This is a genomic window from Roseomonas sp. HF4, from assembly GCF_005222755.1.
Taxonomy (GTDB): Bacteria; Pseudomonadota; Alphaproteobacteria; order Acetobacterales; family Acetobacteraceae; genus Neoroseomonas.
The window spans coordinates 1-18145 of sequence record NZ_STGD01000024.1 but is presented as its reverse complement, the minus strand read 5'-3'; the positions used below and the strand labels follow the sequence as shown (position 1 = coordinate 18145).

23 protein-coding genes are annotated in these 18145 nt (G+C 74.0%); 6 read left to right on the top strand and 17 right to left on the bottom strand.

Going from position 1 to position 18145, the window contains the following annotated elements:
- The first annotated feature begins 8 nt into the window (after positions 1 to 8).
- Positions 9 to 1415, top strand: a complete 1407-nt coding sequence (locus E8M80_RS23960; RefSeq protein ID WP_137128258.1) for an FAD-binding oxidoreductase — start codon at positions 9 to 11, stop codon at positions 1413 to 1415.
- 124 nt (positions 1416 to 1539) lie between these two features.
- Here E8M80_RS23960 and E8M80_RS23955 read toward each other — a convergent pair whose 3' ends face one another.
- The 14 genes from E8M80_RS23955 to E8M80_RS23895 form a co-directional block, all read right to left on the bottom strand.
- Positions 1540 to 2148, bottom strand: coding sequence for a nuclear transport factor 2 family protein (locus tag E8M80_RS23955; RefSeq protein ID WP_137128257.1), 609 nt, complete (start codon positions 2146 to 2148; stop codon positions 1540 to 1542).
- Positions 2148 to 2753 (bottom strand): nitroreductase family protein, encoded by a 606-nt coding sequence (locus E8M80_RS23950; RefSeq protein WP_137128256.1) that lies wholly within the window; start codon positions 2751 to 2753, stop codon positions 2148 to 2150. The genes E8M80_RS23955 and E8M80_RS23950 overlap by 1 nt, the downstream gene beginning before the upstream one ends.
- A gap of 4 nt (positions 2754 to 2757) precedes the next feature.
- Positions 2758 to 3732, bottom strand: a complete 975-nt coding sequence (locus E8M80_RS23945; RefSeq protein WP_137128255.1) for a tripartite tricarboxylate transporter substrate binding protein — start codon at positions 3730 to 3732, stop codon at positions 2758 to 2760.
- An 84-nt stretch (positions 3733 to 3816) separates the two neighbouring features.
- Positions 3817 to 4449 (bottom strand): aldolase, encoded by a 633-nt coding sequence (locus E8M80_RS23940; protein ID WP_137128254.1) that lies wholly within the window; start codon positions 4447 to 4449, stop codon positions 3817 to 3819.
- Positions 4442 to 5701, bottom strand: a complete 1260-nt coding sequence (gene otnK, locus E8M80_RS23935) for a 3-oxo-tetronate kinase (protein WP_137128253.1) — start codon at positions 5699 to 5701, stop codon at positions 4442 to 4444. The genes E8M80_RS23940 and otnK overlap by 8 nt, the downstream gene beginning before the upstream one ends.
- Before the next feature lie 13 nt (positions 5702 to 5714).
- A complete protein-coding gene (locus E8M80_RS23930) occupies positions 5715 to 6197 on the bottom strand; it encodes a cupin domain-containing protein (RefSeq protein WP_137128252.1) in 483 nt (160 codons plus the stop codon).
- A gap of 11 nt (positions 6198 to 6208) precedes the next feature.
- Positions 6209 to 7081: a class I SAM-dependent methyltransferase gene (locus tag E8M80_RS23925; protein WP_137128251.1), complete on the bottom strand. Its 873-nt coding sequence runs from the start codon at positions 7079 to 7081 to the stop codon at positions 6209 to 6211.
- The gene (locus E8M80_RS23920) at positions 7081 to 8130 is read right to left on the bottom strand and encodes a glycosyltransferase family 4 protein (protein WP_240790200.1); all 1050 of its coding nucleotides are present in this window, start codon (positions 8128 to 8130) and stop codon (positions 7081 to 7083) included. The genes E8M80_RS23925 and E8M80_RS23920 overlap by 1 nt, the downstream gene beginning before the upstream one ends.
- Positions 8127 to 8531: a 6-carboxytetrahydropterin synthase gene (locus tag E8M80_RS23915; RefSeq protein WP_137128250.1), complete on the bottom strand. Its 405-nt coding sequence runs from the start codon at positions 8529 to 8531 to the stop codon at positions 8127 to 8129. Before E8M80_RS23915 ends, E8M80_RS23920 begins: the two co-directional genes overlap by 4 nt.
- Positions 8532 to 8591: 60 nt before the next feature.
- Positions 8592 to 8735: a hypothetical protein gene (locus E8M80_RS26170; protein ID WP_170979611.1), complete on the bottom strand. Its 144-nt coding sequence runs from the start codon at positions 8733 to 8735 to the stop codon at positions 8592 to 8594.
- 85 nt (positions 8736 to 8820) lie between these two features.
- Positions 8821 to 9804, bottom strand: a complete 984-nt coding sequence (locus tag E8M80_RS23910) for a zinc-binding alcohol dehydrogenase (protein ID WP_137128249.1) — start codon at positions 9802 to 9804, stop codon at positions 8821 to 8823.
- A 97-nt stretch (positions 9805 to 9901) separates the two neighbouring features.
- The gene (locus E8M80_RS23905) at positions 9902 to 10678 is read right to left on the bottom strand and encodes a RibD family protein (RefSeq protein ID WP_137128248.1); all 777 of its coding nucleotides are present in this window, start codon (positions 10676 to 10678) and stop codon (positions 9902 to 9904) included.
- 40 nt (positions 10679 to 10718) lie between these two features.
- On the bottom strand, positions 10719 to 11234 hold the full coding sequence (locus E8M80_RS23900) for a permease (RefSeq protein WP_137128247.1): 516 nt from the start codon (positions 11232 to 11234) through the stop codon (positions 10719 to 10721).
- Positions 11231 to 11758 carry a hypothetical protein gene (locus E8M80_RS23895; RefSeq protein WP_240790199.1) on the bottom strand — a complete coding sequence of 176 codons (528 nt, stop codon included), beginning with the start codon at positions 11756 to 11758 and terminating at the stop codon, positions 11231 to 11233. The genes E8M80_RS23900 and E8M80_RS23895 overlap by 4 nt, the downstream gene beginning before the upstream one ends.
- An 80-nt stretch (positions 11759 to 11838) precedes the next feature.
- Here E8M80_RS23895 and E8M80_RS23890 point away from each other — a divergent pair, with 80 nt between their 5' ends.
- A complete protein-coding gene (locus tag E8M80_RS23890) occupies positions 11839 to 13203 on the top strand; it encodes a hypothetical protein (protein WP_137128246.1) in 1365 nt (454 codons plus the stop codon).
- Here E8M80_RS23890 and E8M80_RS23885 read toward each other — a convergent pair.
- The 3 genes from E8M80_RS23885 to E8M80_RS23875 all read right to left on the bottom strand — a co-directional run bounded on the left by E8M80_RS23885 (position 13137) and on the right by E8M80_RS23875 (position 15098).
- On the bottom strand, positions 13137 to 13535 hold the full coding sequence (locus E8M80_RS23885; protein WP_137128245.1) for a hypothetical protein: 399 nt from the start codon (positions 13533 to 13535) through the stop codon (positions 13137 to 13139). The genes E8M80_RS23890 and E8M80_RS23885 overlap by 67 nt on opposite strands.
- Entirely contained in the window at positions 13532 to 13867 is a 336-nt protein-coding gene (locus E8M80_RS23880; RefSeq protein ID WP_137128244.1) for a rod-binding protein, read from the bottom strand. Before E8M80_RS23880 ends, E8M80_RS23885 begins: the two co-directional genes overlap by 4 nt.
- 76 nt (positions 13868 to 13943) lie before the next feature.
- The gene (locus tag E8M80_RS23875) at positions 13944 to 15098 is read right to left on the bottom strand and encodes a flagellar basal body P-ring protein FlgI (protein WP_370287467.1); all 1155 of its coding nucleotides are present in this window, start codon (positions 15096 to 15098) and stop codon (positions 13944 to 13946) included.
- 153 nt (positions 15099 to 15251) lie between these two features.
- Here E8M80_RS23875 and E8M80_RS23870 point away from each other — a divergent pair, with 153 nt between their 5' ends.
- From E8M80_RS23870 to E8M80_RS23855, 4 genes are all read left to right on the top strand, one after another.
- A complete protein-coding gene (locus E8M80_RS23870) occupies positions 15252 to 15671 on the top strand; it encodes a flagellar assembly protein FliX (RefSeq protein ID WP_137128243.1) in 420 nt (139 codons plus the stop codon).
- A 147-nt stretch (positions 15672 to 15818) separates the two neighbouring features.
- Positions 15819 to 16235: an RNA polymerase-binding protein DksA gene (gene dksA, locus E8M80_RS23865; RefSeq protein ID WP_137128242.1), complete on the top strand. Its 417-nt coding sequence runs from the start codon at positions 15819 to 15821 to the stop codon at positions 16233 to 16235.
- 160 nt (positions 16236 to 16395) lie between these two features.
- Positions 16396 to 17679 (top strand): hypothetical protein, encoded by a 1284-nt coding sequence (locus tag E8M80_RS23860; protein WP_137128241.1) that lies wholly within the window; start codon positions 16396 to 16398, stop codon positions 17677 to 17679.
- A gap of 169 nt (positions 17680 to 17848) precedes the next feature.
- A partial coding sequence (locus E8M80_RS23855) for a transposase (RefSeq protein ID WP_137128292.1) occupies positions 17849 to 18145 on the top strand: 297 nt, incomplete at its 3' end.

Genomic DNA, 18145 nt, shown 5'->3' with positions numbered 1-18145 from the left:
TCGCGGCCATGAAAACGCTCGCCGCCCTGGCCACGACGCTCGGCCCCGCCGCCTGCCTGACGGCGCCCGAGGACATCGCCCCCTATGCCGCCGACTGGCGCGGCATCGCGGGCGCCACGCCGCGCGCCGTGCTGCGGCCCGGCAGCGTCGAGGACGTCCAGGAGACGATCCGCGCCTGCGCGGCCGAGGGCATCGCCGTCGTGCCGGCCGGCGGGCGCACGGGCCTGGCCGGCGGGGCGATCCTGGCGCCGAACGGGCCGCCCTCGGTCGTGCTCAGCCTCGAGCGCATGAACCGGATCCTGGCGGTGGACGCGCGCGACTTCTCCCTGGTGGCCGAGGCCGGCTGCGTCATCCAGCACGTGCAGGAGGCAGCCGCCGCGGCCGGCCGGCTGTTCCCGCTGTCCTGGGGCGCGCAGGGCTCGGCCATGGTGGGCGGCGCGCTGTCGACCAACGCCGGCGGCATCCGGACGCTGCGCTGGGGCAATGCGCGCGACCTGGTGATGGGGCTCGAGGTCGTGCTGCCCGACGGGCGCGTGCTGAATGACCTGCGCCGCGTGCGGAAGGACAATTCCGGCTACGCGCTGCGCCACCTGTTCCTGGGCGGGGAGGGGACGCTCGGCGTCATCACCGCCGCCGCGCTGCGCCTCGTGCCGGCGCTCAAGCGCGTCGAGACCGCCTTCGTCGCCGCCCCGTCGCCGGAGGCCGCGCTCGGCCTGTTCTCCCGCGTGATGGAAAGCGGCGCGGAGGTGATCGCCTTCGAACTCATGATCGGCCGCTGCATGGACATCGTGGCCAAGAACGGCATCGGCCTGCGCGTGCCGCTGCCGCTGGGCAGCCCCTGGTACGTGATGGTGGAACTGGCCGCCGCACATCCCGCCGTGCCGCTGCGCGAGATGCTGGAGGATACGCTCGCCGCCGCGATGGAGGGCGGCGAGGTGCTCGACGCCGCCTTCGCCGAGAATGAGGCTGGTCGCGCCGGCTTCTGGCGCATCCGGGAGGACTGGCCCGATTGCGGCCGGCGCGAAGGGCCATCGGTCAACACGGACACCGCCGTGCCGGTCTCGGCCGTGCCGCGCTTCATCGCCGAGGTCGAGGCCGCCGTCACGCGCGGTTGGCCGGAAGGGCGCCTCATCGCCATCGGCCATGCGGGCGACGGCAACATCCATGTCAGCCTGATGGCGCCGCCGGGGATGGCGCGGGACGCATGGGTCGCGCGCGCGCACGGGTTCGAACCCGCGGTGAACGCGATCGCGGTCGGGCTCGGTGGGTCCTTCTCGGCCGAGCATGGCATCGGGCAGTCGAAGCGCCACGCGATGGCGACGCACAAGGACCCAGTGGCACTCGACCTGATGCGCGCGGTGAAGGGGCTGATCGACCCGGAGGGGATGATGAACCCGGGGAAGATGCTGCCGTGAGGGACGCCCCGGAGAGGGACGTTGCTCCTCTCCGGACCTCACCCCACCAATGGCCGAAGGGCCTTTGGAAACCGATACGCCAGTCGAGGGTCCGGCGGAGGGCAGGGCCTTCCCCCGTGCGTCCTCACCGGTCGAGCGTATCCCCGGCGAGCCATCGCCGCCCGGATTCATACAGCGCCGTCACCTCCGGCCCCGTCAGCCCCGGCATGTCGCGCTTCACCTGGTAGCCGATGCGCGTCTGGATATAGGCGAGGTGCCGGTAGCCTTCCGGGAACTGTGCGAGCAGCGCCGGGTCGAGCGTGACCTGGGCCGCGGGGTCCACCGGGTCCATGCGGTCCTTCTCGTAGATCGGCTGGCGCAGCACGACGCCCCAGCGCCCGTCGCGCTTCTCGCAGAAATCGTAGAAGCGGCCGGTGCAGACCACGTCCACCAGCACGCCCTCGGCCTCGGCGCGCTGGGCGATGGTCATCTTGGTCTGCACGATCGCGCGCGGGCCGGCCAGGTCCACGCTGATCCCGCCCAGGAAGTGCAGGATGCGCACGCCCTTCTCGAAGCCCACCTGCGAGACCTTGATGAACTCGGTGGCCGGCCCCTGGAACCAGGTCGCCATCATGCGCCCGTCCGGGTGCCAGCAGCCGGCGAAGCGGTCCCACATGCCGGCGTCGCGCCACACCGCCCAATCCTGGACGAGGCGGCGGAGCGCCAGGTCGTCCTGAAGCGCCTCGGCGTCCATCACGGTGCCCCGTTCGCGCCCCAGGCGCCGAGATGGGTGAAGTCCGCGACCGCTCGGCGTACCCGCGGCGCCGTCTCGCGCGACGCCAGCGCCTCGGGCAGCGCCTCGGCCGGGCCGGGATAGCCCAGCGTGATCATCACCAGCGGGTCGAAGCCCTCGGGGATCGCCAGCGTCTCGCGCGCCTTCGCGGCATCGAAGCCCGCCATCTGGTGCGCCTGCAGGCCGAGGGCGGCCGCCTGCGCCGCGAGGTTCGCGCTCGCTTGGCCGAGGTCGTGGCCGGCGTGCCGGTTCGGGTTGCCGTTGTGCGCGAAGGTGGTGCGCGCGACAGCCAGGATCAGGACCGGGGCTTTGCCCGCCCAGCCCTGGTTGTTCGCCGACAGGCAGGCGAACAGCTTGGCGTAGCCTTCGGCTTCCTTGTCGCGCCGCGCGACGACGTAGTTCCACGGCTGGTCGTTGAAGCAGGAGGCGGCCCAGCGCGCGGCTTCCAGCACCTGCGCCAGCGCGGCGTCGGGCACGGCGCGCGCCTCGTCGTAGGAGCGCGGGCTCCAGCGCGCGGCGAACAGGTCAGCGATCGGGTGCGCCGTGGGGGCGGTGCGGTCGGTCAAGGAACTACTCCTGCTGGGGGATGCCGGCGCTGACCACGAGGTCCCGCCAGCGCTGGATGTCGCGACGAATGACGGCGGCGGCGGTGGCCTGGTCGCTGCCGACGGGCGTCAGGCCCATCTCGCGCATGCGGGTGGCGAGATCGGCATCGGCCAGCGCGCGCGCCGTCTCGGCCTGGATGCGCGCCACGGCGGCGGGCGGGATACCCGCCGGGAAGCCGATCGTGAACCAGGTCGCGAGGTCGAATTCCGGAAGCCCCGCCTCGCGCATCGCCGGCACGTCGGGCAGGCCGGGGAAGCGCTGCGCGGTCGAGAGCGCGACGGCGCGCACCGCGCCCTCGCGCACCTGGCCGAGCACGGCGGCCAGCGTCTCGACCACCACCTGCACCTCCCCCTGGCGCAGCGCCAGCACGACGGCCGGCGTGCCGCGATAGGGCACGTGCGTCAGCCGGATGCCGGCCATGGCCTGGAAGGCCTCGGCCACGAAATGCTGCGTCGAGCCGACGCCTACGGTGCCGAGGTTGAGCGCGCCGGGCCGCGCCTTCGCCGCCTCGACGAGCGCGGCGACGGAGGAAAGCTGGCCGTCGGACGGCGTCAGGAACACGAGCGGCATGGTCGCGACCTGCGTGACCGGCACGACATCGGCCAGCGGGTCGTAGGGCAGGCGGCGGAAGGTCGCGGCGGTGACGGCGAAGGCGTTGTTCAGCATCATCATGGTGCGCCCGTCGGGGCGCGCGCGAACGAGCGCCTCTGTCGCGAGCGTGCCGCCGGCGCCGGGCCGGTTCTCGACCACCACGGGCTGGCCGAGCGCGGCCGCGAGATGCGGCGCGAGCAGCCGCGCCACGATGTCCGTGGTGCCGCCGGGCCCGAAGCCCTGGATCAGCCGCACGGGACCGTCCGGCGCCCAGGGGGCCTGGGCAAGGGCGGGACGAGACAGCGCGGCGAGGGATGCGGCGGCGAGCACCGCACGGCGGGTCGGCATGGCTTTGTTCTCCCGGGACGTTTGCTCCGACTGCCGTCTCGCGCGGTGGGGGGTGTGGGTCAAGATGGGCGCCGCCGCAGCGCCTCAGCCGAAGGTGGCGAGAAGGTCGTCGACCTGCGCGGGTGTCAGGCTGCGCGCGCCGGCGCCGCGCAGCAGTAGCGCGAGGCGTGCCGCTTCCTCCAGCTCCTCCGCCGCGTGCACCGCGTCCTCGAGCGTGCGCCCCGAGACGACCGGGCCATGGTTCGCCAGCAGCACGGCCTTGGCGCCCTTCGCGGCGTCGTGGATGTCGGCCTCCATCGCGGCGTCGCCCGGGCGGTAGTAGCGGATCACCGGCAGGGCGCGGCCCACCCGCATCACGAAATAGGGCGTGAGCGGCGGAATAGGCGCCGTCTCCCCAGGCTCGGCCAGGCAGCCGATGGCGGTCGCGTGCGTCGAATGGAGGTGCACCACCGCGCCGGCGTCGGGCCGTGCCGTCAGCATGGCGCGGTGCATGAAGACTTCCTTCGACGGCCGGTCGCCGCCGACATGCGACCAGTCCGGCGCCAGCTTGCTGATGCGCGCGGGGTCGAGCCGCCCGAGGCAGGAATTGGTCGGCGTCATCAGGTAGCCATCGGGCAGGCGGACGCTGATGTTGCCCGCCGTGCCGACCGAATAGCCGCGCTGGAACAGCGAGGCGCCCAGCAGCGCGAGCTGGTCCCGAAGCGCCTGCTCATCCATGGTCGAAGGCCTTCAGGAAGAAGTCGCGCGCGCCGAAATTGCCGGATTTGAGCGCGAGGTGGATGCCGCGCGGCTCGGCGTAGGTCCAGGGCACGCCGGGGTCGATCTCGGGGCCGATGCGCAGCGCCGTGACGCCGAGCCGTTGCACGACGGCGCCGGAGGTCTCGCCGCCGGCCACCACAAGCCGGCCGACGCCGCGCGCGACGAGGCCCTCGGCGATGGTCGCGACCGCGTCTTCCACGAGCGCACCGGCGGCGTCCCGCCCGAGCTTCGCCTGCAGGGCCGCGACCTTCTCGGGCGGCGCGCTGGCGGCGACCACCACGGGGCGGTCCGCCTGCAGCCGTCCCTCGACCCAGGCCAGCGCCTGCGCCGCCAGCGCGGCGGCATCGGGGGTCGCGAGCGCGTCCAGTTCCAGCACCGGCACATGGTCCCGCGCCAGCCCGATCTGCCCGAGCGTGGCGCGCGAGCAGGACCCCGCGACCACGGCCGCGAAGCCCTGCGCGGGCGGCAGTGCGGCGGCGTCGGCGCGCGCGGGCAGCAGCCCGGCGCGGCGGAAATTCTCGGGCAGGCCCATGGCGACGCCCGATCCCCCGGTGACCAACGCATGCGGCGCGATCGCCTCGCCGATCGCCATCAGGTGCGCGTCGGTCACGGCATCGACGATCGCCCAGCGCCGGCCGGCATCGCCCAGCCGCGTCATCGCCTGGCGGATCGCGCCCGCGCCCTGCTCGACGACGCCGAAGGGCACCAGGCCGACCCCGCCCTCGGTCTGGCGGGACAGCACGCGCACCAGGCTGGCGTCCGTCATCGGTGTCAGCGGGTGGTTTTCCATCCCGCTCTCGTTCAGCAACGCGCCGCCCACGAACAGGTGGCCGAGATAGATGGTCCGCCCATTGGTCGGGAAGGCCGGGCAGGCGATGGCGAAGCCCGACCCGAGGCGCTTCAGCAGCGCATCGCCCACGGGGCCGATATTGCCTTCGTCCGTGCTGTCGAAGGTCGAGCAGTACTTCCAGAACAGCTGCTTCGCGCCGGCGGCAGTCAGCGCGTCGCAGGCGGCGAGCGACTGCGCGACGGCGTCGGCCACCGGCGCCGTCCGGATCTTGAGCGCGATGATGACGGCATCCGCCTCGGGCAGCGGCCCGTCGGGCACGCCGATCGCCTGCACGGCGGACATCCCGGCCTTCACGAGGGTGTTGGCGAGGTCGGTCGCGCCGGTGAAGTCGTCGGCGATGCAGCCCAGGAGAAGGGGCATGGTCATGTGTCCTTCAGAAGACGGGCGTGCCGTCCTTGCGGAAATAGACGGACTTCCCGTCCGGCCCGGGGCGGATGTCGAGGTCGTCGTCGGGGTAGGTCACGCGCTCGAACGGCGTGCGGTCGCCCATTTCGAGATAGAGGCAATCGGCCTCGCCGCGGTTGACCAGGTGATGCGCATCCCCCGTGCCGGCGCGAAAGCCCGCGCACATGCCGGCGTGCAGCGGCGTCTCCCCGGCATCGGTCACCAGCGTGCAGGTGCCCTCCAGGATGTAGACGAACTCGTCCTGCTTCTCATGCGCGTGCCGGAGCGCGGATGCCGCGCCGGGCGGCAGGCGGGTCAGGTTCACGCCGAAGTTCCGCAGGCCGAAGATGTCGCCCAGCACCCGCTTCTCCCGCCCGCCGATCTTCGCGACCAGGTCGGCCGGATAGCCCGACGGCCGCGCGCGCGGCGCAACCTCGATGGCGGTGATCGCGACGGGCGGCGTGTCGGGCATGGCGGCCTCCTTCAGCCGGGCGGCAGGGCGAGCACGTCCTGGTGGCCGATGCGGACCGAGAGCATCCCGTCCTCGGCCTGGGCGCGGCGCGCCTCGATCCAGTCCTCGATCACCTCCGCATCGCGGCGTTCCCAGGCGATCGCGGCGGCGCCGTGGCCGGTCGCGATCTCCCGCGCGAAGAGCCTCGCGCGCCGGTCGATGATCCAGTCCGAGGCCGCGCGGTGGATCGTGTAGCCATGCGCCGCGAAGGCCCGCGCGATCGCATCCGGCGCGGCGGGTCCGAGTGCGGTGCCGCCGAAGCCCTTGTCGCGCCGCTGGTCGCGCCGGAAGCCGCGCGCCACCAGCGCATCGCCGGGGTAGGGGGGCTGGAACCTCTCCCGCCCCGTGACGTTGAGCGCGGCGTAGAAGGGCAAGCGGCGCCGCGCGCAGGCCGCGGCCATCGCCTCGATCCAACCCTCGGAAACGAGGTCGCAGAGCGCCGTGTTCACCACCGCGTCCACGCGGTCGAGCGGCAGGTTGACCGGCGCGTGCGACAGGTCGGCCACCAGACCCTCGACCCGCCAGGCGCCGTGCGGGGCGTGCACCAGCAGCACGCGCCTGCCGGGGAAGGTCGCGGCCCAGCCCACGGCCTCGGCGCGGTCGGCGATGGTCTCGTAGGCGCGGTCGATCAGGTCGGCATCGGCATCGACCAGCGTCCAGGCCTGGGCGCGGCCGATGAAATGCCCGAGCCAGCGCAGCAGGCTGCCGGTGCCCGCGCCGAGGTCGAGCACGCGCGGGCGCGCCGGCAGCGCCGCAGCCAGCATGGCCGCCAGCTCCGGGTCGCGTGCCGCCGCGTCGTAGGGTTCGCGGAGATCCAGCCAGTCGCCGTCGAATTCCTCGGCCATCAGTCGCGCGCCTTGTCGAGTTCGTCGCGGAACGCCGCCGCCCGGTCCGCCCAGCGCGGCAGGCGCTGGCCGCCCTGCCAGGCGGCCTCGGCCATCTCGGCGCGAAGCGTGGGATCGAAGATCGGCCGGCGCATCCCCTTGGAGAGAGAGACGTGGTCATCGACCGGGGAGACGATGGCCGAGCCCTCGGCCACCACCTCGGCGATCGCGCCGCCCGCGGTGATCGCGAGCGGCAGGCCGCGCGCCATCGCCTCGGCCGCGGCCATGCCGTAGCCCTCCCAGCGCGTGGCCAGCGCGAACAGGTCGGCGCGCGCATAGAGCGCCTCCAGCGCATCGCCCGCGACCTCACCCGCGAAGGTCACGCGCGATGCGATGCCGAGTTCCTCCGCCAGCGCGCGCAGGCCGTGCGCGTGCACGGCGTCGCGCCGCTCGTCGCCCGCGACGGTGAGGCTCCAGTCGAGGTCGGTCAGCCGCGCCAGGGCGTGCAGCAGCACGTCATGCCCCTTCCGTGGCACCAGCGTGCCGACCGACAGGATGGCGCAGCCCGGCCCCCCGGACCCAGTCGCGCGCGGCGCCGGGTCCGTGCCGGGCTCGACCACGCCGATGCGTTCGGGGTCGGCGCCGAATTCCTCCGGCAGCCGCCGCGCCGTGAGCGGCGAGGTGCAGACGATCCGCGCGCAGGCGCGGAACAGCGCCCGTTCGCGCGCCTTGAGCGCGGTGCGCGTCGCCTCGGGCACGCCGTGCTCGAGCGCCGTCGGGTGGTGGATCAACGCCACCGCGCGCCGCTCAGCGAGGTCCTGCGCCAGCGGCAGGAAGGCCGGCAGGCCGAGTCCGTCGATCACGATGCGCGCATCGGCCGGCAGGGCGGCGAGCGCTGCGCGCGCGCCATCCGTCGCGGCCTCGTCCGGCGCGGGGTGGCTGCCGGGGAGTTCCACGACCTCCACCGCCGCGCCGAGCGCGCGCAGCCCGTCGACCATGCGGCGGTCGTAGATGTAGCCACCCGAGATCGCGTCGAAGGGACCCGGGACCAGCAGGTGGATCGCGCTCAAGCCACCGGCGCCCCTTCATAGGCGGCCCAGGCGATGTGGCTCTCCTTGAGCAGCACCTTGAGGCCCGTCACCGCGCGCCCGCCCTCGCCGAGGCGCCCTTCCGCCAGCGCCTGGGACAGCAGCCGGTGGATATGCGCGCAGAGGTATTCCGTGGTCGTGTTCTGGCCGGCGAATTGCGGCTCGGCGTCGAGGTTGCGGTAGTCGAAGGTGTCGAGGATGGCGCGGAGCTCGACCTTCGCCGCCGCGATGTCGACCAGCAGGTTGAGGCGATCCAGCGCGGGCGCGCGGAATTCCGCCTCAACGACCATGGTGGCGCCGTGCAGGCGTTGGGCGGGCCCGAATTCCTCCCCGCGGAAGGAATGGGCGATCATGACGTGGTCGACGACGGTGAGGCTGTACATGCCGCCCTTTTAGCGGCGCGCCCGCGTGCAGTCACCCGCGCCCGGCGTCAGGCCCCGGCGTCAGGCGAGGAACCAGGCGACGCCCATGCCGAGGACCGCCGCGCCGAGCGAAAGCCCGAGCACCCAGCGCATCACGCCGAGCGTTTCGCCCTGCCGCACCGCGGTCGTGTCGTCCAGTGCCGCCGGCTTGGTCGGTTCCTGCATCGCGCTCTCCCGTTCCATGGCAGCCGCGCGCGGCCGCGTTCGCCAATCCCGATAGATGGGGAGCGGCTCCGGCGCCGCAACCGCCCTATCGGCCGTAGGCGACGACGGGGCAGAGCGGCGCCGGCTCGCCCGGCGGCGGGTTGAGCAGGCGCGGCATGGTCTCTGGCAGGTCCTCGAAGCGCGTCACGGGACCGGCCAGGGCATCGAGGCGCGGGTCGGCCAGCAGGGCGAGAGCCAGCGCCATCCTCTGCCCATGCGTGCGCCGGCCGCGCATCGCCGGCGCCACCGCGCCCACCTGCGTCGAGACGATCTGCAGCCGCTTCGCGTGGAAGGCCTCGCCGAGCGGCAGGCTCGCCTCGCGGTCGCCGTACCAGGACGCCTCGACGATCCGTGCCTCGAAGGCGCAGAGCTCGAGCGCGCGGCGCAGGCCGGACGGGTCGGCGCTCGCGTGGATCACGAGGTCGCGGTCCGCCGGCGCATCCTCGGGCGCTGCGAAGCGGGCGCCCAGCGCCTCGGCCACTCCGCGCCGGCGCGGATCGATGTCGCAGACCACGACCTCCATCCCCGGCATGCGCGCGAGCAGCGCCGCGACCAGCAACCCGACCACGCCGGCGCCGATGACCAGCGCGCGCTCGCCGGCCAGCGGCCGCGCGTCCCACAGCACGTTGACCGCGGTTTCCATGTTTGCGGCGAGCACGGCGCGGGCGTCGGGCACGGCGTCCGGCACCGGCACGCACATCGCCACGGGCGCGAGGAAGCGGTCCTGGTGCGGGTGCAGGACGAAGACGCGCTGTCCGCGCAACTCAGCCGGCCCGTCCTCGACGATGCCGACGGCGCTGTAGCCGTACTTCACGGGGAAGGGGAAATCGCCGGCCTGGAGCGGGCAGCGCATGGCGGCGCGCTGGCTGGCGGGCACGCGGCCGGCGAGCACCAGGCGTTCCGTGCCGCGGGAGATGCCGGTGGCGAGTGCGCGGACCAGCGCCTGGCCGGGGGCGGGGGGCGGGAGGCGCTCCTCGCGCAATTCGCAGCGGCCGGGGGCGACGGACCAGAGGGCGCGGGACGTGATCATCGGGACCGTCGCGGGGCAGGGAAACCCCTCCCGGCCAGCGCCAGGTGACAGAGAAGGGGGATTCGGGGGAGTTCCCTCCCCCGATGCTTGCTTCCCGTCATGCGCCCCCTCCCGGCCGCGCGCGATCCACCGCGATGTCCAGCAGGATGTCCGGCGGGATCTCGTGGACTGTCCAGGCGAAGCGCAGCCCGTCCGAGATGCGCGCCACTTCCGGCAGGGTGAAGGCCGGGATGCCGGACCCGAGCAGCACCGGCGCCACCGTCACGTGCAGCCGGTCGAGGCAGCCCGCGGCCAGGAAGCGGGAGACAGTGACGCCGCCGCCCTCGACGAACACCCGCGTCAGGCCGCGCGCCGCGAGCGCGCGCAGCAGCGCGCCCGGCGCGATGCCCCCGCCGGGCGCGCGCGGCAGGCGCAGCACCGCGGCCGTGCCATGGGTGTCCGCGCCCGGCGCATCGGCGGCGCAGGCGAGCAGCGTCGGCGGCCCTTCGCGGAAGATGCGGTAATCGGCCGAAAGGCGCCGGTCGGTGTCGATCACGACGCGCAGCGGGTCGGGGCCGGGGACTTCGCGCGTGGTCAGGCGCGGGTCGTCGTGGCGGACCGTGCCGGCGCCGACCACGACGGCGTGGCACAGCGCGCGCAGCCGGTGCGTGTGCAGGATGTCGCCCGGGCCGCCGATCCACTGGCTGCTGCCCGAGGCGGTGGCGATGCGCCCGTCCAGCGTCTGCGCGAGCCGCCCGACCACGCGGCAGCCATCGGGTGCCGTGGGCGGCGCCAGGACCGGCGCGAACAGCGGGGCCAGCGCACCGCGCGGCGCGGCGCCGTCGCGCGCGGCCAGCAGCGCGGCCCAGTCCGGATCCATCCCCGCGGTGTCCATCGTCGCGCCTCATGCCCGAAGCGGGCCCGGCGCGAAAGGGTCAGGGCCGGCCGAGGCCGATCGGGACCACCTGCAGGACGAGTTCGGCCAGCAGCCCCGCGATGATCGGCAGGGGGGCCGCCGCCAGCACCCGCAGCGCCACGAATCGCCAGCCGAGCAGCGGGTATTCCCAGGTCACGATGCGGTGGATCGCGAAGATCGACCAGCCGGTGACCAGCGCCACCATCTGGGCCACGCCCGCGCCCGCCTTGGCGAAGGCCAGCACCAGCGGGAAGGTCACGAAGGGCCCGCCCGGCATCAGCCCGCCGGCGAAGGATGCGACCAGGATCCCCGTGGTGCCGGACTCCGGCCCGATCCAGGCGCTCGCGGCATCGGCGGGGATCAGTTCGGCCAGGAAGGCCGCCATGGGAAGAGCCACGGCGAACATCGGCAGGATCTTCAGGATGCTCTGCCCCGCATCCGTGACCGCCTTGCGCGCCGTGCCCGGGCCGCGCCGCAGGCAGAGGCCGAGCGCGCCGAGCGCCAGCACCCAGAGCACGGCCTGCCCCGCCGTCATCGCGGCGGCGTCCAGGCGATCGGCAGCCGCCGCGCGACCCAGCCCGCCAGCACCGGCATGGGCAGCGTCAGCAGCGTGCGCATCAGCGCGAAGTCGAGGCCGAGCAGCGAGACCTCGTAGACCAGCAGTTTCTGGAAGCCGTTCAGCGACCAGGACAGGATATAGGCGACCAGTGCCCCCCGGTCGGCCCCGGCCGCGGCCAGCACGAGCACGAGCGGGAAGGCCGCCATCGGCCCGCCGGGCGTCAGCGCGCCGGCGGCGGTGGCGACGGCCAGGCCGAACAGGCCGCTCTCGGCCCCCATCCAGCGCGCCAGCATCCCCGGCGCCACCAGCTGCCGGACCGAGGCCGCCAGCAGCATGCCCGCCAGCAGGGAAGGCAGGATGAAGAGGAACAGGTCCCAGGCATGGACCAGCGCCGCGGCCAGGGCCCCGGCCCCGTCCCGCCGCCAGATCGTAGCCCCGGCGGCGGCCCCGATGGCGGCGATCGCCATCAGGCTGGCATGGCGGCGGAGGAATGGGATCACGCGCCGAGCCTGCGACGGCCCCGCCTGCGCGGCAAGCCGGGCGCTGGACGACCGCGCGGCATGGCGCCATGACTGGTGCGATGGCGCGTCTGCCCCCGCCGCCCGAAGGACCGCCGCTGCGCCCGCCCCTCGACCGGCTGGCGCCCCTCGGCGGCGTGGAATGGGTCACGGTGCCGGAGTCCGGGCCCGGGCATCTCTTTCGCACGGTCATGCCGATCCTGGCGCGCCACCTGCCCCCGCCGCCGCCGGGTGCGCCCGTGCTGCTCAGCCTCTTTCTCGACCTTGCCCTGCTGCAGCGGGCCGACGGCGCCAAAGGTCTTCTGACCGTGGTTCCGGGGCACGTGCTGGACCGCATCCGCGCGGGGGAGGGGATCGTGGTCTTCGACGGCGCGACCGAGGGCCGCGCCTTCCGCGCGGTCCATGCGGAATCGCTGCATGGCGCGCTCGCGGCCGCGGGAATCCCCGCCTCACGCGCGGCGTGGCTGCAGCAGAACCGGGCGCTCGGCGCCGAATACCGCGCGCACTGCGCTGCGCGGGGGATCGCGCCGATGCTGACGCCTGTCGCCGATTCGTACGGCTTTGCCTTGTGGCGCCGGCTGTTCGACGCCGACACCCCGCCGCGGCCGCCAAGCCCGCCTGCCCTATGGCCCTTCGGCTTCGCGCTGCCGGACGGGGCGCCGCGCCGGCTTCGCTGGATCTGCCTCAACTTCGCGCTGCGCCCGCACCGCGCCGTGCTGGCCGCCTGGCTGCTGGCACGGCCGGAGCCCGGCCACCTTTCGATTTCCTTCCGGCGGGACGTTGGCGACGCGCGGGCCGAGGCGCGGTTCTGGGCCGACGCCGACTGGTTCGCCCGTGGCCAGCCCGGGCTGATCGAGCGCGCACGGGCACTGGCCGCCGAGCAGCTTCACATGCCCGGCGACGCCGCGGAATTCGGCGCGCCGCATTGGCGCGTGCATTCCCTGCCGGTCGAGGAGATCGCCGCCGCCGAGATCTTCATCGTGACCGAGACGGAAATGGTGTGGCCCGGCCTGCGCCGCTGGACCGAGAAGACGCTGAAGGCGCTCGCCTCGGGCCTGCCCTTCGTCGTCTTCGGCAATGCCGGGACGATCGCGGGGCTGGAGGAGATCGGCTTCGACGTGCTGCACGGCCTCGTGGACCACGGGTATGACCGCGAGCCCGCGCCCGAGCGCCGCTTCGCCGCGGCGCTCGATGCGGTGCGACGCTTCCTCGCCCGCGCGCCGGGCTTCACGCCGGCCGAGCTTCGGCGCCTCAGCCTGGCCGCCGCGCACAACCGCGATGTCTTCGCCCGGCAGATGCCGCGCGTGACGGTCATCGAGCCGATCGAGGCGGTGCTCGGCGCCCTGGCGGTCGGCGGGCCTCAGGCCCGGGCCGAGACTGCCAGCGCCGGCGGCCTTGCCGCCACCGCCCGCCCGGCCGGCGCATAGCCCTGCGGCTGCGTCCGCGGCAGCGCCGCCCCCGCGATGGTCTCGATCACGCGGGACTGCAGCGCAACGGCGCGTTCCAGCAGCCGGCGGTTCTCGGTGCCGAGTTCCTCGAGCCGCCGCGCCAGGATCGCCGCCGCGTCGCGCACCGGCCCGGTCGCGGCGGAGCCGTGCCTGGCCTGCGCCGCATAGGCCGCGGCGAAGGCGTCGGAGGCGGCGATCTTGCCGGTGGCGAGCCGCGCCGCGCGCGACAGGTCTAGCGCGGCCAGCGCCTCGTTCTCGGCGCGCAGCGCCTCGGCCAGGCGCTGCCCGGCCAGGATCAGGGTGTCCATCATGGTGCTGTCTCTCCCGTGTTGGGGGTGCTTGCGGCGGCGCGGGCGCGGTGGAGTTCGCGCAGCACCGAATCGGCCAAGCCGAGGCCGGCGCCCGCCCGCGTGGCGGCGCCGGCGTAGGCCTCGACCAGCATGGGCTGCCACTGCGCCTCGGCGGCGCCGCCGCCGAATCGGCCGCGGGAGGCATCGGCGGTGGCGAAGATCGGCTGCAGCAGCAGGGCGAAGGCCTGCGCCTCGAAGTCGCGGGCGGCGCGGCGCATGGTGGCGTCGTCGCCGGCGGTGGCCGGACGCGCGAGCGCGCGAGGCTGCACGGGGGGAAGCGCGGGGGCGTCCATCAGCGGATGTCGAGCTCGGCCCGCGTAGCCCGGCCGAGCCGGGCGAAGCCGCGGCATGCTGGCTGCCGGGCGTCCATCAGCGGACCTCGAGTTCGGCCTGCAGCGCGCCGGCGGCCTTGATCGCCTGCAGGATGGTGATGAGGTCGCGCGGCCCGACGCCGAGGCTGTTCAGCCCGCGTACCAGCTCATCCAGCGTGACCGAGCGCGGCAGGATGCCGAGGCGCCGGTCGCGTTGGTCGTCCACCTCCACCTGGGTGCGCGGCACCACCACCGTCTCCCCGCCCGCCAGCGCATTGGGCTGGCTCACCTGCGGCGTCTCGGTCACGCGGATCGTCAGGTTGCCCTGCGCGATCGCGACGGTGGAGACGCGCACATTGGCGCCCATGACGATGGTGCCCGACGCCTCGTCGATCACGACACGTGCCACCTGGTCGGGCTCGACGCGCAGCTGCTCGATCTGGCTGAGGAAGGCGACCGGGCTGCGCCCGCCGAGCGCCACGCTGACCGTGCGCGAGTCGGACGCTTCGGCCACGCTGCCGCGCATGGCGCCGTTGATGGCGGTGGCGATGCGCCGCGCGGTGGTCAGGTCGGGGTTGCGCAGCGACAGGCGGATGCGGTCGCGGCTCGCGAGCTGGAAGGGCACCTCGCGTTCCACGATGGCGCCGTTGGCGATGCGCCCGGCGGTCGGAACGCCCCGCGTGATCGAGGCGCCGGCGCCGCGCGCGCTGATCGCGCCGGTCGCGACTGCGCCCTGTGCGACGGCATAGACCTCTCCGTCCGCGCCCAGCAGCGGCGTCACCAGCAGCACGCCGCCCGTCAGGTTCGTGGCGTCGCCCAGCGCCGAGACCGCGATGTCGATCCGGCTGCCGGGCCTGGCGAAGGGCGGCAGGTTTGCGGTCACCATCACGGCGGCGACGTTGCGTGTATCGAGCTGGCGTTCCTGGTCCCGCGTGTTGACGCCAAGACGTTCCAGCATGCCGACCAGGGATTGCCGGGTGAAGACCGCCGAGCGCAGCCGGTCCCCGGTACCGTTCAGCCCGACGACCAGCCCGTAGCCGACCAACTGGTTGTCGCGCACGCCCTCGACATCCGCGATGTCCTTGATGCGGACCTGCTGCGCCGCCGCGGGCAGGGCGCCGAGCAGCGCCGGCAGGGCAGAGAGCACCAGGGCCAGCAGCGCCGGCAGGGCGCCGGGCCGGCTCTTCGTTCTCGCGTAATCCTTCGCGGCCAAGATGCGTCTCCCTGCGCCGGGGTCGGGCGCGGCTCGGTGGGCGGCTCGTGGCCGGGTGGAGCGCAAGCCGCGTGCCAGCGCAGGGCCCGGCGCTGCCCGGCAGCGATTGCCGCCAGGCGGCGGCGGGTGCCGGGCAGCGGCAAAGGAGGGTGCATGGTGGTCATCAGGGGTGTCCCGGGCAGCGGGCCGGCCCGCCCCGCGCGCGGGGCGCGGGCGGGCGGGGGCGCCTTCAACCTCGGCGGCGGCATGGCGCCCGATGCCGCCGCCGCGGCCGAGGGCGTGGCGCCCACCTCGGCGATCGGCCTGCTCGCGCTGCAGGAAGGCGCCCCGGCCGCCGAGCGCGACGCCCGTGCTCGCCGCCGCGGGGAGGCCATGCTGCAGGGGCTCGCGATGCTGCAGGCCGCGCTGCTCGGCGGGCGGCTGGACCCCGCGCGACTCGCGCAGCTGGCCGGGCTGGCCGATGGCGCCCCCGCCGCCGACCCCGCCTTGCAGGCCGCCGTGGCGGGCATCGCGCTGAGGCTCCGCGTCGAACTTGCGCGGCTTCGGATCGACCCCGACCTGTCATCGGACTGAAAACCGCGCCGTTTCAGGGATTTGTCGTCAATGTCCCCCTTGGCTTTCGCCACGGGCCGCGTCTATGTTCCGCCCGCTTTGAAAAGGGGGTTTCCGGCCGCTGCCGGACAGGCGGCCGAGACCCTGCGCCCGGGGGAATGGACTGACATGCTGGTGACGTTGCCGCCCGACTACCGGCCTTCGGAGGCCGAAGAGTTCATGAACCCCCTGCAGCTGGAGTATTTCCGGCAGAAGCTGCTGCGTTGGCGGCAGGACCTGCTGCGCGAAGCGGGCGAGACCCTCTCCTCCCTGTCCGAAGGTGGCATCGCGGAGCCCGACCTGACCGACCGCGCGAGCGTCGAGACCGACCGCGCGCTGGAACTCCGCACGCGGGACCGCGCACGCAAGCTGATCAGCAAGATCGACCAGGCCCTCGACCGGATCGAGACCGGCACCTACGGGTATTGCGAGGAAAGCGGCGAGCCGATCGGCCTGCGGCGCCTGGAAGCCCGCCCGATCGCGACCATGAGCATCGAGGCGCAGGAGCGCCACGAGCGGATGGAGCGGGTGCACCGGGACGACTGATCCCGCGGTCGCTCTGCCTCCCGGCTCGGAACGCCCGTCATTCGCAGGCTGATCCATGACAGCGCCCACCTCCCGGTCGGGCGATGATGGACGGTGATCGCCGCGCCGCGGATCCCGCGGCGATGACCGCGCGCGTCGCTCGCGGCGCGCGTGAAGCCGCATGAGGCTTAACCGCCGCCGCGGCTCCGCGACGACTACCGCCCCACCGGACGCCGCGCCGCCGCCTGTCCGTCTTTTCCGCACGCTGCTGGTTGGCGCGGTTGGCATCGCGCTGCCCATGCTGCTCCACGCCATCCTGCTGCCGGCCTTGGGCGAAGGCTCGACGCCGCTCTTCGTCGCGTTCCTCCTCTCGTTGCTGCCGGCGACCGGCGTGGCGTTCTTTTGCGCCGGCCCGGGCATGCTGCGGATCGGCTACGCCATGTGCATCGTTGTCGGCTCGGCGTTCCTGTCGCTCGGCATGAACGAGGCGCGGATCTTCGGCGCGGTGCCGAGCCTGGATGCGGCAGCCGCACCCTCCCGCCCCGCCGCCGCCGGCTTCCTGCTGCCGCGCGCCGCGCCGCGCGCCGATCTCGCCCGCACGGTCGAGGTCCGTCTCGAACTCCCGCGCAACGACTTGCGGGGGCGCCCGACCAGCCCCAGCAGGCTGCGCGGCCGCTTCACCGTGCTGCCGGTCGTCGGCCCCGATTGGACGCCGGCGCAGCCCGTACCGGTGGTTGCGGTGCTGGAGCATGGGCCGGATGGCGTGACGCACGAGGTGCCGGGCGCCCCCTGGGATGCGGGGCGCGGCGTGCTGCGGCTGCTGCCCGAACCGTTGCGGGATTTCGCCGTGGAGGAAGCGCTGCGGCAGGCCGGATGGACGGCGGCGCGCGGCATCGTGGTCGGTCGCTGGGTGGCGGATCCTCGGTGGGCCAGGCTCGATGCGGCCATGCCGCTGGCGTGGCTGTTCGCCGCGGCGCTGCTGTGCCTGGCGCTGGTTGTGCTGTCCCGCCATCCCTGGGTCGCGGCACATCTCGACCGGCTGACCGAGGGAAGCGGCGACTCGGCGCTTCCCCTGGGCCGGCAGATCCTGCTGGGCATCGCGGCGCTCACGATGCCATGCCTCCTGGCGCTCGCGATGCGCCACGCCGAGGTCGATGTCGGCATCATGCTGTTCGCGATCGCCTTCGCCGTCGTGCCGTCCCTGATGATCACGATCGGGGCATCGCGACCGGCAACGCCCATCGGCGTCCTGATCGCCGGCGTCATCCTGGTTGTCGCCCTTCCCATCGGCGTGGCGGGGCGCGGCACGACGCCGAACGGCGAGATGCCCGCGCTCGCCGGCGCGCGCTGGGCGGATGTGCAGGAGGCGATGATCGTCATCGGGGCTGGCTGGCTGGTCTGGGCCTTGCTCGTGATCCTCGGACGCCTGCTGGAGAAGCGCGGGCGTTCCGGCGCCTCGCGCTGAACGGCACGGGCGATCGCGCCGACGGGGCGGCCCTGCCGCCCGCGCGCGGGGCTGGTCGCCGCGGCGTCGCCGGACGCTGCCTGCCCTCGGCATCTGGACACCTCCAGAAACCCCTCGCCCTGAAGCCGTTCGGCTGATTCACTGACGCGGATTGGCGCGGGGGATGGCGATGGTTCGGCAGCCGGGTTTCTTCGACGTGGAGGAACGGCTGCGGGAGTTGTCGGCCAAGGGCGATGACCTCGAGCGGATCGCCGCGCTGATCGATTTCGCCATGTTCCGCGCGGATTTGGAGTTGGCGGTGCCGCGGGCGGACGGCACGAAGGGCGGCCGGCCGGCCTTCGATCACCTGCTGATGTTCAAGATCCTGCTGCTGCAGGCGATGCACGGGCTGTCCGACGAGCGCTGCGAGTATCTCATCAAGGACCGCCTGTCGTTCATGCGCTTCCTCGGCCTCGGGCTGGCCGAC

What these genes read in the sequence shown, in the direction of transcription:
- E8M80_RS23960 (WP_137128258.1), top strand. Translation starts at nt 9, where the DNA reads ATGAAAACGCTCGCCGCCCTGGCCACGACGCTCGGCCCCGCCGCCTGC.
- E8M80_RS23955 (WP_137128257.1), bottom strand. Translation starts at nt 2,148, where the DNA reads ATGGACGCCGAGGCGCTTCAGGACGACCTGGCGCTCCGCCGCCTCGTC.
- E8M80_RS23945 (WP_137128255.1), bottom strand. Translation starts at nt 3,732, where the DNA reads ATGCCGACCCGCCGTGCGGTGCTCGCCGCCGCATCCCTCGCCGCGCTG.
- E8M80_RS23940 (WP_137128254.1), bottom strand. Translation starts at nt 4,449, where the DNA reads ATGGATGAGCAGGCGCTTCGGGACCAGCTCGCGCTGCTGGGCGCCTCG.
- otnK (WP_137128253.1), bottom strand. Translation starts at nt 5,701, where the DNA reads ATGCCCCTTCTCCTGGGCTGCATCGCCGACGACTTCACCGGCGCGACC.
- E8M80_RS23930 (WP_137128252.1), bottom strand. Translation starts at nt 6,197, where the DNA reads ATGCCCGACACGCCGCCCGTCGCGATCACCGCCATCGAGGTTGCGCCG.
- E8M80_RS23925 (WP_137128251.1), bottom strand. Translation starts at nt 7,081, where the DNA reads ATGGCCGAGGAATTCGACGGCGACTGGCTGGATCTCCGCGAACCCTAC.
- E8M80_RS23915 (WP_137128250.1), bottom strand. Translation starts at nt 8,531, where the DNA reads ATGTACAGCCTCACCGTCGTCGACCACGTCATGATCGCCCATTCCTTC.
- E8M80_RS26170 (WP_170979611.1), bottom strand. Translation starts at nt 8,735, where the DNA reads ATGCAGGAACCGACCAAGCCGGCGGCACTGGACGACACGACCGCGGTG.
- E8M80_RS23910 (WP_137128249.1), bottom strand. Translation starts at nt 9,804, where the DNA reads ATGATCACGTCCCGCGCCCTCTGGTCCGTCGCCCCCGGCCGCTGCGAA.
- E8M80_RS23905 (WP_137128248.1), bottom strand. Translation starts at nt 10,678, where the DNA reads ATGGACACCGCGGGGATGGATCCGGACTGGGCCGCGCTGCTGGCCGCG.
- E8M80_RS23900 (WP_137128247.1), bottom strand. Translation starts at nt 11,234, where the DNA reads ATGACGGCGGGGCAGGCCGTGCTCTGGGTGCTGGCGCTCGGCGCGCTC.
- E8M80_RS23890 (WP_137128246.1), top strand. Translation starts at nt 11,839, where the DNA reads ATGGCGCGTCTGCCCCCGCCGCCCGAAGGACCGCCGCTGCGCCCGCCC.
- E8M80_RS23885 (WP_137128245.1), bottom strand. Translation starts at nt 13,535, where the DNA reads ATGATGGACACCCTGATCCTGGCCGGGCAGCGCCTGGCCGAGGCGCTG.
- E8M80_RS23880 (WP_137128244.1), bottom strand. Translation starts at nt 13,867, where the DNA reads ATGGACGCCCCCGCGCTTCCCCCCGTGCAGCCTCGCGCGCTCGCGCGT.
- E8M80_RS23870 (WP_137128243.1), top strand. Translation starts at nt 15,252, where the DNA reads ATGGTGGTCATCAGGGGTGTCCCGGGCAGCGGGCCGGCCCGCCCCGCG.
- dksA (WP_137128242.1), top strand. Translation starts at nt 15,819, where the DNA reads ATGCTGGTGACGTTGCCGCCCGACTACCGGCCTTCGGAGGCCGAAGAG.
- E8M80_RS23860 (WP_137128241.1), top strand. Translation starts at nt 16,396, where the DNA reads ATGAGGCTTAACCGCCGCCGCGGCTCCGCGACGACTACCGCCCCACCG.